General features: G+C 49.9%; 13 protein-coding genes. 5 read left to right on the forward strand and 8 right to left on the reverse strand.

What is annotated here, in order from left to right:
- Nucleotides 1-129: 129 nt before the first annotated feature.
- The 8 genes from ACJJII_RS12835 to ACJJII_RS12870 form a co-directional block, all read right to left on the reverse strand.
- Nucleotides 130-534, reverse strand: a complete 405-nt coding sequence (locus ACJJII_RS12835) for a PH domain-containing protein (protein WP_444916465.1) — start codon at nucleotides 532-534, stop codon at nucleotides 130-132.
- Nucleotides 535-1140: 606 nt separating this feature from the next.
- The gene (locus tag ACJJII_RS12840) at nucleotides 1141-1395 is read right to left on the reverse strand and encodes a hypothetical protein (RefSeq protein ID WP_444916466.1); all 255 of its coding nucleotides are present in this window, start codon (nucleotides 1393-1395) and stop codon (nucleotides 1141-1143) included.
- Between the two features lie 948 nt (nucleotides 1396-2343).
- Nucleotides 2344-2976, reverse strand: a complete 633-nt coding sequence (locus ACJJII_RS12845; RefSeq protein ID WP_444916467.1) for a hypothetical protein — start codon at nucleotides 2974-2976, stop codon at nucleotides 2344-2346.
- A 167-nt stretch (nucleotides 2977-3143) separates the two neighbouring features.
- A complete protein-coding gene (locus ACJJII_RS12850; RefSeq protein WP_444916468.1) occupies nucleotides 3144-3440 on the reverse strand; it encodes a transposase in 297 nt (98 codons plus the stop codon).
- On the reverse strand, nucleotides 3347-3541 hold the full coding sequence (locus tag ACJJII_RS12855) for a hypothetical protein (protein ID WP_444919296.1): 195 nt from the start codon (nucleotides 3539-3541) through the stop codon (nucleotides 3347-3349). Before ACJJII_RS12855 ends, ACJJII_RS12850 begins: the two co-directional genes overlap by 94 nt.
- A gap of 339 nt (nucleotides 3542-3880) precedes the next feature.
- Nucleotides 3881-4363 (reverse strand): HEPN domain-containing protein, encoded by a 483-nt coding sequence (locus ACJJII_RS12860; protein WP_444916469.1) that lies wholly within the window; start codon nucleotides 4361-4363, stop codon nucleotides 3881-3883.
- A gap of 2 nt (nucleotides 4364-4365) precedes the next feature.
- Nucleotides 4366-5448, reverse strand: a complete 1083-nt coding sequence (locus ACJJII_RS12865; RefSeq protein ID WP_444916470.1) for a GmrSD restriction endonuclease domain-containing protein — start codon at nucleotides 5446-5448, stop codon at nucleotides 4366-4368.
- Between the two features lie 117 nt (nucleotides 5449-5565).
- Nucleotides 5566-6105, reverse strand: a complete 540-nt coding sequence (locus ACJJII_RS12870) for a hypothetical protein (RefSeq protein ID WP_444916471.1) — start codon at nucleotides 6103-6105, stop codon at nucleotides 5566-5568.
- 784 nt (nucleotides 6106-6889) lie between these two features.
- Between ACJJII_RS12870 and ACJJII_RS12875 the strand changes: the two genes are divergently transcribed.
- From ACJJII_RS12875 to dnaE, 5 genes are all read left to right on the forward strand, one after another.
- On the forward strand, nucleotides 6890-8356 hold the full coding sequence (locus ACJJII_RS12875; protein ID WP_444916472.1) for an AlkA N-terminal domain-containing protein: 1467 nt from the start codon (nucleotides 6890-6892) through the stop codon (nucleotides 8354-8356).
- Nucleotides 8353-8874: a methylated-DNA--[protein]-cysteine S-methyltransferase gene (locus ACJJII_RS12880; RefSeq protein ID WP_444916473.1), complete on the forward strand. Its 522-nt coding sequence runs from the start codon at nucleotides 8353-8355 to the stop codon at nucleotides 8872-8874. The genes ACJJII_RS12875 and ACJJII_RS12880 overlap by 4 nt, the downstream gene beginning before the upstream one ends.
- Before the next feature lie 98 nt (nucleotides 8875-8972).
- Nucleotides 8973-9509, forward strand: coding sequence for a gamma carbonic anhydrase family protein (locus ACJJII_RS12885; RefSeq protein ID WP_444916474.1), 537 nt, complete (start codon nucleotides 8973-8975; stop codon nucleotides 9507-9509).
- Nucleotides 9502-9717, forward strand: coding sequence for a DUF1289 domain-containing protein (locus tag ACJJII_RS12890; RefSeq protein WP_444916475.1), 216 nt, complete (start codon nucleotides 9502-9504; stop codon nucleotides 9715-9717). Before ACJJII_RS12885 ends, ACJJII_RS12890 begins: the two co-directional genes overlap by 8 nt.
- Nucleotides 9718-9775: 58 nt before the next feature.
- Nucleotides 9776-13294 carry a DNA polymerase III subunit alpha gene (gene dnaE / locus ACJJII_RS12895; RefSeq protein ID WP_444916476.1) on the forward strand — a complete coding sequence of 1173 codons (3519 nt, stop codon included), beginning with the start codon at nucleotides 9776-9778 and terminating at the stop codon, nucleotides 13292-13294.
- Nucleotides 13295-13373: the final 79 nt, after the last annotated feature.

The following is a 13373-nucleotide window of genomic DNA, read 5'->3' on the forward strand; positions in this document are numbered from 1 at the left end:
TTTATTTTGCCGACTTCCCTCTCTCCCATATGATTCATGGGTGTCCTATTTGTGTTGCCATTGCGGGCCCGCACGATGGGTGGTGTGGGGGCCGGTAGCTAGAAACTACCGGCTACCCGATTTACAGCTTTATGTTGACTCAATGCTCTCAACCGATTTCTTTACTTCAAGGGGGTTGTCTATTTTTTCAAAAACAACATCACTAATTCCGCGGCCGGTTATTTTCACGCTACCAAAACCAAAAATCCTCCCGAATACCCCTTGGTCTATTTCGACTGTTTCAATGGAACCAATTTTCATTTCATCAGTTTTTCGTGAAATGATGCCACTTTTCCGTATGGCGCGTTTGTTTGTAACTCCCTGTTCTAAGCTCCTAAGTTTCAGCCATTCCCAAATAGCGAGAATTAAAGTCAGCCCTAATGTCGGCAACGCTAAGATAATCCAAATAACCATTGGGATTTTAGAAAACCAATGTAGTTTGAAAACCTCATGGATCTCTTCGCCTTTAGATAATGATTCCTCTATATAAGCCATTTATATCTCCTTACTTGGTAACTGTGTAGCTATAATGCCGCTAGCAAGGGCAGCCGAAGCAACGCGTAGGCTGGCCACTGCCCAATAATTGACTGTTGTGCTGCCAATCACGGTCAATGTCAAGAGGTATATCCACTTCCTCATAATCCACCTAACGCCCGCAATAACCGGCTGGAGCGAAGCGGAGGTCCGGCGGAAGCCACGTAGTGGCTGGAGCGAGAATAGATCTAAGAACAGATCTAGACACCCGCCAGACAAAAAGCATAAGCCGCCAACCCTATTGGGCATGATTTATGGGTGTCCTATTTATTTTCAATACTTTCCCCACCAGTTAACTAGCTGATTGGCACTCCACAATGGTGCAGTTGGCTTGCAGAACTTGTTGGCTTTAAACGAAGGCACTTGAACGAAACTGCGGTACCAGTTTGAAGGAGAACTCTCTGGCGAAGCGTGTTCAGGTAGAAATTGTTACTTGCAACAACTACAAACCATCTAAAAAATGACCGCCACAATAACGACTACAACAGGGGCGGCCGGAGCGTAGTTTAGGCTGTCCCGCGAAGGGCCAAAGGCCCGCAGCAACCATAGTCACTTGTTAGGGGCGAATTAGTCCTTTAGCCATTTATATAAACCGTAAGCCGCAGCTCCAATAGCAACAGGAGCCGCCGCTGTTATAACTAGACCGGTGGCCATACCCCCTCCAACTACTCCTCCAACTGCGGCGAGGCCTGACGTTATACCTGTAACGCCAAGCCCGGTTACAGTTCCTGAAGCGGCTACTGTACCCACAGAGCCTGCCGCCCCAACTACTCCACCAGCAACACCTGCAATTTTGGCCTCTTTATCTACTTCATCACTCATTATTATCTCCTCAAGAATCCCTCTATCATATAAATACGCAGAGGCTGAGGGAATTAGCCTCTAACGCCGCCCAGCCCACGTTTTTCGTGGGCGGTATGCTTGGCCTTGGTACGCCCAGCATGGGCGTGAACTAATGGGGTGAAAGTCCCCTGTAGGAAGATCACCGTTTAATGGACTTCATTAAATGCTAACTACTAGCGAATGGCAACTGCAACACCGTGAGGTTTTGTGGGGAGGAAGCCGCTAGCAAAACTACGAGCTGACGAACAGAAACATCATATAAGGCTTAGCCTGGAGGCGAGGTAGCCAAGGATACAAAAGCCATGTGGTCTAACGGGTAGAGTAAATGATGCAGTTGTGTAGTGAAAGTTCACGTTCTTATCTGGGGAGATCTGTTCAACCTGCTGCTGTAAAGCTGTCAGCGTGGCCGCTGACTCATAAGTAAGCCCAGCCCGCTAGTGGTCCATGCGGTTAATTGTGTAACTAATAAATTTATAGCTGTAAAAATTAGACATCAGTAATACGCATAAAGAAATAAAGTATATTTTCTTAAGTTACATTACTTTCCGCATGGACCACTAGCCACGATCGCGGGGGTAAACAAAATTGGTGGAACACAGCGGCGCCTTGGTCAGTAATGATCAAGGTGATTAAACAGAAGTCAGCCGACGGCATAGTAGCCGAATACCAAGATTAATACCTTGGATACGTTGAAGGCCTGAACCCAAAATCCACGAGTTAAAAGACAGGGCTAGCCTACTGATATGTTTCCAGTCGGTTAAAGTTGATGTAGCGCACTGCCATGACACTCAACTCAAATGAAGATCTGCTCGACACTATCGTTGGGTAGAGATTCATTACGGATAGGAACCGCCCATTGCGGACCCGCATGATGGGTGGTGTGGGGGCCGGTAGCTAAAAACTACCGGCTACCCGATTTAGCACTACTTATGCTGCCTCGGCCCAACAGAATAACGCCATTTCAATTTCTGATGGTCTCCACATACCTGTGCAAGACAGAACGCAATCCGGTTTTCTAATGTGTTGACTTTCGAGTTCATCCCGGAGCTTACCAAGATAATCTAAGAAAGCTAAATATCCGTTCACCATGCTGTTAGTGTTTCCATCATGTATTCTCTGGAGTACACCTTCATTGAGCAGGGCTGTGCGAATTCGAGAATCAAGCGCTCCATATATTCCTGGTTCCATAAAGCGCAAAAATTTTGATGCGTAAGTTAGGCCAAGACCAGGTAATTGCAAAGCAAATGAGATTGCTGATCGCGGATTATTTATGTTTATAATTATTTCCTGCACCCTATCGTATAGGTTTACTTCGCCGCTTCCATCGTTGAATTTCTGAAGGACACCATTTTGACTACCTCCCCATTCAATCATTTCTTGGATTAAATATTTTGATGCTGTATTCTCGATTTGAGAATTGTTTCTTAACCAAATGAATCGCTTTTCAAGCGAGGCTATCCAACTGAATTCAGGGCTTGTGTCAGCGGGATACCCGAATAACTTGTGCTTTCCGTTCCACTCATACTGCTGGTAGTAACCAGGAAACTGGCTCAGGTTCATGGAATATTCCTTTTGAGTGCTAACGAGGCTGTAGAAAAACAGTTTTAGAAAAAGCTGTCATTTCCCAAACTCCTTCAATTAAAATTTCGGCCAAAATTTATCTATACCACCAAATTTCTTTCATTGTATTAAATTTAAGCGTCTTGATGCCCTTGATTTATACTCAATCATTGGATACTGCCATATCTCATCAACTTTTCAATATTATGTACCAAGCAGAACATCTGCCATTGTCCCTGAACCTTACTTTTTCCTCGTAGCGAGAAGCGATTCAATCGCTTGTTGGTACTAATGTTCCCGAACACTGGCTCAACAACAGACATTCGATGTCCATAAATGGTCTTGCCTTCGATACTATCAACCCGCTTTTTCATCCAGTCAGTGGCTGTCCGACCGTTTGTCCAAGTTTGGGATCCTTGCCTTCCGTGTCCTTTTCGAGAGCTGGCAGAACCTGGGTTTCGCATACACTGATTTTTAAGGCTGCATCCCCTGCAGTCAGTGAGGCGCCCTTCGAACAATAGCTTTTCTGACCTTCACTGACATGCTCTCCCTTTAATAAAAGCATAGATTTTCCTGCCTGACAGATACAGGCTTTCTTTTTCTTATTGAATGTAAATTCACTAGCAGGGAAAGTCTGCTGGACATTAGCCCTACCTTTTTGTTTACGCTTGCCATACTTGGCTTTTTGCTTAGTAAGAGCAGATCTAGACACCCACCGAACAAAAAGCGTAAGCCGCAAACCCTATTGGGAATGATTCATGGGTGTCCTATTTGAGTGAGTGTCTATTTGTGATTTCATGGGTGTCCTATTTATGTGCATCATTGCCGATAGGGAACTGCCCATTGCGGACCCGCACGATAGGTGGTGTGGGGGCCGGTAGTTAGAAACTACCGGCTACTCGATTTAACTCACCACTCCTAAAGCAGTCTCTACACTTGAAATAAGATTCTTTGTAAGTGGGTATTTTTCTTTTAGCTCTAAAAACGTCATATTCAAGCTGCCTTTCTTATGGACAACAGCATGCCTTGCTTTCATTATTGAATCCCAGGCGGCGTGTTCTGGTGAGTTTTCAACCTCCCCCATAAACACGTCTTTGTAGGCTCGATCAAAGCGATTCAACGTTTCATTAATTTTGCCCAAATCAGGACTTCTAAACTTTTGAGAAAGCGTTTTCTTAATATAGTTTGAGGCGTGCTGATCACCGCATCTATCCGCTCTCTGCCCGAATAACTGCTCGAGATATTCCTCATACTCAGAGACAATTAGTACTACTAAACCTGATACAAGATATGTCTCAAGCTCTTTGTCCTGTAAATTGGAAGGATCCAAATGCATGACATGCTCATTACACACATCTAACGCATTTTCTATACGCTCGTAATGCATAGCTATACCAGGTACCGTTTGGCTAGACTCATTCTTAATTCAATGATCGAATCATCTGTAGTTGATCCTCGAACACCTTTTATAAAGTCCTCATCACTTTTTAAATGTTCATATTTTTCTTGAAGCTCATCAATAGGGTCAGTTTTAGCTATAGTGGTAAATACTGAGTCATAAGCCGCCACGTTTAGACCAGACCATATGTGGAAAGGCTTTTCTCCAAGCTCTCGAATAATTTCATCACATGTATTTTTAAATAATCCTGCAAGCATTTCGGCATTGTCAGCAGGCAAGTATTGATTGATCTTCATGTAATTGGACATGAAATCTTTAATCGGTTTTTCGTAGCTGTCACCATTTTCAAAGAATGCAAAGAAGCGTAGGATTAGCTCTACGTCTTTTTGTCGTTTATGCAAAGTTGGCGTACCGAATATCTTTCGCCAGTTTTCGTATTGATTTAATTCGCAAAGAAGATCATTGAATGGACCATGATATACACAGTTTCGTATTTCTTGGCCAACTAGCTGAGTACCGCCGGTATTCAGTCTTTCGAATATATGATAAACGCTTGTATTTCCATTCGGAGTTATTTGTTTAATTACAAATGCTCGCAGCACACTATCGTTCAGCTTATTAAAAGCAGCTTGATTGTCTTCTTCTAGGTCAGAATACGTTTTATTATAGAAAGGGCTCTTTTCGTTCAGCCCCGTCAATTTGAAAATTTTCCTTCTGCCCTTTGCATCCGATTCTCCAAAGTATCCGTCTAGAAAATATACTATGGTCATCAAACGCTGCTGGCCGTCGATTACTAGCTGCTCATTTCGTTCATCATCAGTAAAAAGAAAGATTGCAGGAACCGGAAGCCCCAATAGGAATGACTCTATAAGTCTACTGGCTTGTTTGATATTCCAAACGTAGCTACGCTGAAAGCCAGGGACTGTCATTGATCCTTTTTTATATTTTGATACTAGACCTTCAAGCGTAAAATCGGCAGGATATGTGATTACCTCATATTCCGCTGGGGTTGAATCTAAGTCAGCGTCCTCACTTTCTATAGCTTCTAGACCTTCATTATATTCTGTATTCATTCGATTTCCTTAGATTCCTAAACTTTCAGTGCTCTTGAGAGTTAACGCCGTGCTCAGGGACGGCTTGCATTGTGCGCAAAAAACGTACAAAGCAAGACGACACCTTGCAGCGCTTTGTTAGGTGGCTCGCTTTTTCCATCGCCCCAATCGGATTATTCTTTCTATAAGTAGCTTTGCCAATTCTTCTACGTTTTCGAAGCCGGTAAAGCCATGGGAGTGGCTACACTTTGGGCAAAAATACTCACATCTTGGTATGGAATCCACCGTTTTATCCTTGAAAGTCATTTGCATAGAACAGTCTGGACAAAGGCATTTGAAATCCACCAATTCTCCATCTGGGCCATACCTCCATTCCCATTTAAGCCCCATAATATCGTTGTCAGAAAGGTACTCTGTGAGATAGGAGGAATAGAAAATTTTTTTTGCAGTCCATTTGAAAATGATACCAAGAAGTGTAACCGCAGAAATGAATAAAAGAGCGATCTGCCACATTTTTACTTCAAGTTTTGCTGCAAAAAACGTTGCTAGATCAGAGGTTATTTTTACAGTTGATTCAGAAGATACCCCCATCTTATAAAAAAATGCGGCTAGAATTGAAGTGATCGCAGTAGCGATCACTTTACTCCAAACGGGATCTTTCCAAATTTTTATAATCATATTTAGCTTCAATAACGCCTAACATTTATTTAGTGATCATTCTGTCCACTATTATCCTAATTGCTATCCTAGAATCAATCTTACTCCTTGGCTAAAAAACATTATTTCAATCAAAAATCTGCCTGCTTTTATGTCAATCGTACCAAATGTAAACGTGATTACTTTGACACTATCCCAAATGTTGGCTCAATTTGTAATTCATTGTATTTCAACAAATTTCTCCTGTTAAAGCCGTTGTTGAAAATAACAGTTTGTTACTGGCTGAGGCCAGCTCATATAGAGCTGGCGTTGAACCAAGCAACGGCCTGGCTGTTTGAAAACCTAGATTGCTGTTGAAACACTCCATGGTGTTTCTGACTTACAGACCGATTTAAAAGGGGGAACAACTTACAAAGGCAGCTTTCAAAGTTGCTGGAGGCTGCAATTTTCAAAAGGACAAACAGGCTATGCAAAATTTGTATGATGAATTGTAGCGTACTTAATCAATAATTTTTTGCCAAATAGGACACCTTATCTGAAGGCTAATCAATCTATGTAAGAAACACCTCTCTGCAATTTATAAAAACTCGATTTTATAGGTTTACTTAAAAATAATGTTTAAGTGTGACTTATCGACCGAGGTGTTCTTTGAGTGAGATATTTAAAGTGAGCCCACTTGGCCCCTTTCCCTCCGGGCCTCACTATCCTGACTTGCAAGTCTACAGCCTAAAATGGTCAGTTCCGTTTATGACTAGTTCCGATACCGTCCAATCCATACACTGGTAGTCAGAAACGAGAGAGACTTATGAAGATTGATGCAGCAGTTTGCTCCAGTGCTCGATTGGCCCGAGACCGGCGCTTTGATGGACGCTTCTATACCGCAGTGAAAACAACCGGCATTTTCTGCCGCCCGATCTGTCCCGCTCGGCCTCCGCTGGAGCGCAATGTCACTTATTTTGAGACTGCGGCGGAGGCGGCCAATGCGGGCTTTAGGCCCTGTCTGCGCTGTCGACCCGATTCTGCGCCGGGCAGTCCAGCTTGGGGATTGGTTTCGACTACCGTACAGCGCGCTTTAAAACTGATGCGCAGTGAGCGCGAGCCTCAATCTGTGGAGCAACTGGCAGAGCGTCTCGGGGTCAGCAGCCGCTATTTACGCCGTCTGTTCTCTGAGCACCTGGGGGTAAGTCCCTTAGCGGTTTGGCAAACCGAGCGGGCACTGTTTGCTTTTCGTTTACTGCGAGATACGGACCTGCCTATTGCTGAAATAGCCTACGAGTCCGGTTTTAACAGCTTGAGACGCTTTAACGGCGTATTCAAACAGATCTACAAACGCACCCCATCCGAGGTGCGCAGGGAGGGACACGCAGTGCGCGCGGAGAAGGCGAGTGCCACACGGGTGCGGCTGTACCTGGATTACCGCCCGCCATTAGATTGGCAACAACTCCTGGCTTTCTTGGGAACTCGCGCTTTGGCGGGGGTGGAGCAGGTGGAGGGGGAGGTCTATTCACGCAGTTTCGAACTGGATGCCTGTCGCGGCGTGATGGAGGTTTCCCACGATCCGGAACGAAATCGCCTGGTAGTGGAGGTTTTTGGTCAGGAAGGTGGGGCGGGGTTATATCTACTGAACCAGCGCCTGCGCCGGTTGTTTGATCTGGATGCGGATATTGAAGAGATCCAGACGGTATTAAATGAAGATCCACTGCTGGCGGATCAGTTGGCGAAGAATCCGGGCCTGCGCTTGCCCGGTGCCTGGGACCCATTCGAATATGCACTGCGGGCGATTCTCGGTCAGCAGATCAGTGTCGCGGCGGCGACCACTATTGCCGGACGTATCGTGGCCCGCTACGGGGAGTCGTTTGTGGACGATGCTGGCAGAGAGCGGTTTTTATTCCCAACGGCGGAGCGTCTCGCTGAGGCGGACTTTGCCGATCTGGGCTTGACCCGGGCTCGGGTGAAAACCCTACAGGAGTTTGTCGCCGCAACTTTGGATGGCCGTGTGAGTTTTGCCGATCAGTCCCTGGAGGACTGGTGCAGCCAAGCAACGGCACTGCCGGGTATTGGCGATTGGACGGCGCATTATATTGCTATGCGGGGCCTGTCGATGCCAGATGCTTTCCCCGCGTCGGATTTGGGTATTCTGCAAGCCTTGGGCAGTGATGGTGAAAAGGCAAAACCCAAGCAGGCCCTGGAGCGGGCTGAGCAGTGGCGGCCCTGGCGGGCATATGGAGCCATTTTGTTGTGGCAGTCCCTGAAATCTGGAGAGAAAAAATGATTGTCTATGAGAGTTACACCACGGAATTGGGTGATGTTGCCATCGCGGCCTGCGAGCAGGAGGGAGAGGGTCTCTCCCGGGGGATAGTTGCACTCCAGTTTTATGACGATGAACGGCCATTGCGTTTGGGAGCCGGTTGGCAGCGGGGGGCCTCGGAGCTGACAGATTTGGCCGCTCAGCAGTTGCGGGAATATATCGCCGGCCAGCGCAAAAGTTTTGATTTGCCTCTGGCGCCAAAGGGCACTGAATTCCAGCGCCGGGTTTGGGATGCGCTGTTGCAAATTCCCTTTGGCGAAACCCGCAGTTACAGCCAGCAAGCCCAGTGGTTGGATCAGCCACGGGCTATTCGCGCGGTAGCGCGGGCCAATGGTGCGAATCCGATTGCCATCGTTATTCCCTGCCACCGTGTAATCGGGGCCAATGGCAGCCTTACCGGCTACGCCGGCGGCCTGTCTTTGAAAGCGCGCTTGCTCACTCTTGAGGGGGCCAACTTTGTCCAGCAGGGCGAGCTGCTTTAACCGGTAATATTGGGAAAAGCGCAATCATCTCTCCCTAGCCACGGCCTCTTTGGCGCGAGATAATGAGCGGTTCATAATCATATCGAGCCGGAGGCCAAATGCTGTACAGATTGGGGGATAAACAGCCACAACTGGAAGGTGAGGGCCACTATATTGCGCCCGGTGCCCATGTGATTGGAGATGTACGTATGCTCGCGCATAGCTCCGTATGGTTTAACGCGGTGGTGCGCGGCGACTGTGCGCCGATCACTATCGGTGAACACAGCAACGTACAGGATGGCTCGGTATTGCATGCCGATGTGGGTGTGCCATTAACCATCGGCACCGGTGTCACCGTAGGCCATAAAGTGATGCTTCACGGCTGTGCCATTGGTGATTACAGCCTGATTGGTATCAATGCCGTGATCTTAAACCGGGCCAAAATCGGCAAGTGCTGTATCATTGGCGCCAATGCGCTGGTGACCGAGGGCACAGAAATCCCCGATTACTCTATGGTGCTGGGCTCTCCCGGCAAGGTAGTAAAATCTCTCGATCCCGCCACCTACGAGCTGCTCAAAGCCAGCAGCGATCACTATGCGGCCAACGGCAAACATTTCGCCAGTGAACTGGTCCCGCTTGAGGCTAAAGATGTCTGAACAACTGGTAAAAACCGTGGAGCCGAAAGAGCGCCCGGTGAAATCCCCCTGTATCTCCGTATGTGCCCTGAATGAGCAGGATCTGTGCGAGGGCTGTTTTCGCAGTGGTAACGAAATCAGCCGCTGGGGCTCCATGAACAATGATGAGCGCCGTGCAGTGTTAAAGCTCTGCACCGAGCGCGCGCGGCAAATGGGCCGAATCTGGTAAACAATCGATAGCGCTTTGTCGGGGCCGGGCCTCGCAGGGCCCGGAACTAAATGCGACTATGACCCAACCCTTTGTCCACCTAAGAATTCACTCAGAATTTTCCCTGATCGATGGCCTGGTAAGAATCAAGCCGGCCATCGCCCGCGCCCAGGAGCTGGAAATGCCAGCCCTGGCGATTACCGACCAGTGCAACCTCTACGGGCAGATTAAATTTTACCGGGCCTGTTTGGGTTCCGGTATCAAGCCGATTACCGCAGCGGATTTTTGGCTCAGCGAAGGCGGCGAAGGCAAGCCTACGCTGATCACGCTCTATGCGATGAACGCCGATGGCTACCGCAATATTACCGAGCTGATTTCCCGCGCCTGGATGGAGGGGCAGTACCACGGTAACGCTTATATCAAGCGCGAATGGGTTAAGGAGTACAGCGAAGGGGTGCTGATGCTGTCCGGTGCCAAGTACGGCGATGTGGGCCGTGCATTGGTAGCGGGGCGCCGCGCCCAGGCGGAGGAGCTGGCACGGGAGTGGGCGGAGTTATTCCCCGGCCGCTATTACCTGGAGTTACAGCGCACCGGTCGCGCCGGCGATGAGGACTACCTGCACTCGGCGGTGAAGTTGGCCCAGAACCTGAACTTGCCAGTGGTAGCCACTAACGACGTGCGCTTTATGGACGAGAGCGAGTTCGAGGCCCACGAGGTGCGTGTCTGTATTCACGAAGGCCGCGCTCTCGATGATCCCCGCCGCGAACGCCGCTATTCCGCGCAGCAGTATTTCCGCACACCGGAAGAAATGTGGGAGCTGTTTGGCGATATCCCCGAAGCCCTGGAAAACACCGTGGAGATTGCCAAGCGCTGCTCCGCACCGATCCAGCTGGGTAAGTACTTCCTGCCGGAATACCCGATTCCCGAGGGCATGACCGAAGACCAGTTCTTCGAAAAGGTCTCCTATGAAGGTATGGAGCGGCGCCTCGCCACCATCCTCGACAAGTCCGCTGCGGACTATGCCGAGCGCCGCCAGATCTACGAAGACCGCCTGCGCTTTGAGCTGGATATCATTATCCAGATGGGATTCCCCGGTTACTTCCTGATCGTAATGGACTTTATCCAGTGGGCCAAAGACCACGATATCCCGGTGGGCCCGGGGCGGGGTTCCGGTGCCGGTTCCCTGGTGGCCTACTCGCTGGACATTACCGATCTGGACCCGCTGCAATACGATCTGCTGTTCGAACGATTCCTGAACCCGGAGCGGGTGTCGATGCCCGACTTCGATATCGACTTCTGTATGGAGAAGCGCGACCGGGTAATTGGCTATGTTGCGGATAACTATGGCCGCCAGGCGGTGAGCCAGATTATCACCTTCGGAACCATGGCCGCGAAGGCGGTGGTGCGGGATGTGGCGCGGGTGCAGGGCAAGTCCTACGGCCTTGCCGACAAGCTGTCCAAAATGATTCCCCCCGATGTGGGCATGACCCTGCAAAAGGCTTTCGACCAGGAAGAGATCCTGCGGGAATTCCTCGACCACGACGATGAGGGCCAGGAAATCTGGGAGATGGCCCTGCAACTCGAAGGGGTCTCCCGTAACGTGGGCAAGCACGCCGGTGGTGTGGTTATCGCCCCCACCAAGCTCACCGACTTTGCGCCGCTCTACTGTGACGAGACCGGTGCGGGTCTGGTAACCCAGTTCGATAAAAACGATGTGGAAGATGCGGGCCTGGTGAAGTTCGACTTCCTTGGCCTGCGGACGCTGACCATTATCGACTGGGCCAAGCGCATGGTGGACGAGACCCGTGCGCGAGAGGGTGAGGAGCCCCTGGATATTGCCGCGCTGCCGCTGGACGATGAAGAAACCTTCAAAATGCTCAAAAGGGCAGAGACCACGGCGGTATTCCAGCTGGAATCCCGAGGTATGAAGGACCTGATCAAGCGCCTACAGCCGGACAACCTGGAAGATATGATCGCCTTGGTGGCCCTGTTCCGTCCGGGTCCGCTGCAATCGGGCATGGTTGATGACTTTATTAACCGTAAGCACGGTCGCGCCCAGGTGGCCTACCCGGATGCCAAATACCAGCATGAAAAACTGCAACCGATCCTGGAGCCCACGTACGGGGTTATTGTTTACCAGGAACAGGTTATGCAGATCGCCCAGGAGTTGGCGGGCTATACCCTCGGTGGCGCCGACCTGTTGCGTCGGGCGATGGGTAAAAAGAAACCGGAGGAAATGGCCAAACAGAGGGCCACTTTTGAAAATGGGGCAAAAGAGCAAGGAATTGACCCCGAACTTGCGATTAAGATCTTCGACCTGGTAGAGAAGTTCGCAGGCTATGGTTTTAACAAATCGCACTCTGCGGCTTACGCACTGGTGTCATACCAGACCGCTTGGCTGAAAGCGCACTATCCCGCCCAGTTTATGGCGGCGACCATGTCTTCGGATATGGATAAGACCGATAAGGTGGTGACCTTTATCGAAGAGTGCCGAGCCATGGAGCTGGTGCTGGTGCCGCCGGATGTGAATCTGGGCAGCTTTCAGTTCTCGGTGGATATCGACAATCGCATTATTTACGGTCTCGGTGCGATTAAGGGCCTGGGTGAAGGTCCGATCGAAAATATTATTGCGGCGCGGGAAGAGGGCGGTCCCTTTACCGACTTGTTCGACTTCTGTTCGCGGGTTGACCCACGCAAGGTGAACAAGCGCGCGCTGGAGGCGCTGGTGCGCTCCGGAGCACTGGACAGCATAGGCCCGGATACCAATAGTGCCGACGGTTTGGATTATTCCCGTGCAGTGCTGTTTAACGCGCTGGATGAAGCGGTAAAAGCGGCGGAACAGCAAAAGGCCAATGCCAATGCGGGCATGATGGACCTGTTTGGCGAAGTGGTGCCCCAGGCATCGGAAGGCGATGTGTACGAGGATTTCCGTCGCACACGCTGCTGGAGTATCCGCGAGCGCCTGGAAGGCGAAAAGAATACCCTGGGTCTGTATCTCACAGGGCACCCGATTGACGAGTATGCCGGTGAGTTACAACACCTGGTGAAGGCGCGAATCGCCGATTTGAAACCCGGCCGGGAATCGCAAAAAGTTGCGGGCCTGGTGGTGGCGATGCGGGTAATGAAAACAAAACGCGGTGATTCCATGGCTATTGTTACCCTGGATGATCGCAGTGGCCGTATTGAAGCGGCCATGTTCAGCGAGGCCTTTGGCGAACATCGAGACAAGTTGGCCAAGGATGCTTTGCTGGTATTGGATGGACCGGTTGCCACTGACGATTACAGCGGCGGCCTGAAGATGACAGTAAACAGCGTTTCCACGCTCGATGAGTTGCGCCAGAGCCGGGTGACCGGGGTGCGCTTGCGAGTGGATAGCGGCAGTGTGGCACCGGGGCTGGCCAAGCGGCTGGCCGCTTGCCTGCAACCCTATACCGGTGGTCAGTGCGGGGTGAGCCTTGAGGTTTCCCGCCACGATGCCCGGGGCTTGTACCGACTGCCGCCGCAGTGGAACGTAGAACCAAACGACCAGATGGTCCAGTCCCTCAGGGAACTATTGGGACGTGAGCAGGTGGCGCTTCAATACGCACAACGGCGTTAAAATCTACCGGGCTCGACTGGCTGGTTCTGTACAGTTAAGCTATGCCGCTGTGATAGCCCGGTGGTAACAAAAAGAGTTA

It is taken from the genome of Microbulbifer maximicatervae (SeqCode) (assembly GCF_052467825.1).